Origin of the sequence: Acidisoma sp. S159, assembly GCF_009766125.1 — a bacterium.
In the GTDB taxonomy this organism is placed as follows: domain Bacteria; phylum Pseudomonadota; class Alphaproteobacteria; order Acetobacterales; family Acetobacteraceae; genus Acidisoma.
In genome coordinates, this window is sequence record NZ_LMUG01000104.1 from 123118 (window position 1) to 123819 (window position 702).

The following is a 702-nucleotide window of genomic DNA, read 5'->3' on the forward strand; positions in this document are numbered from 1 at the left end:
GAAGGATTGACAGCCCCCAAGCAGGGAGCCCGTCCTCCCAAAAGGTGAGATGACGCGGCCTCGATCGGCCCCTAAACTCCGCTCGCCGGACGAACGACCCCGGCCGTCATCGGATGTGGCCGGGAGCCCGTCCGATGACGTCAAAGCGCTGGTTATACTGTTCAGGGTCCAGCCGTTTCTGAGAGCGCTTGTCCGAAACCCAGCCTATGCACTGCCTCCCGAAGCACGTTGTGGAACGAATGCTGACCGATTGAGTGCACTCGACACGGTCGCCGTTTTATTGGCTTCGACTTCTTTTCCATGATGAGCTCCCTGGAGCGACCACCATAACGCAGAAGTGCCCCAGTGCCGACGCTGACGTCGGTCCTACGCCGTGCCCGGAGCGTCATCAGCAGAATCTCGGGCCTTCCTCGCGCGCTCGAGGATCACAGCGTAGGCGGCGGGCGAGAGTTCGCCTCGGTCCAGCCTCGTGCGCGCAATTCTGGTCACCCGCTGAAATACAGTCTCGGCTCTCGACGCCTTGATCCCATCTCGAGCGGAGGACGCTCTGGCCGGCGGCAAACGACGCGACATACGCGGATCAGGCATGGCCGTCTCCTTCTTATCCAAGTCCTTGTGTATCGCGAACATACCCTTGCGAGTGTTTTACTTGTGCATGGCAAGTTGGGCGGTCCTACTCGCGAGAAGTGATTGCGGAGGCTT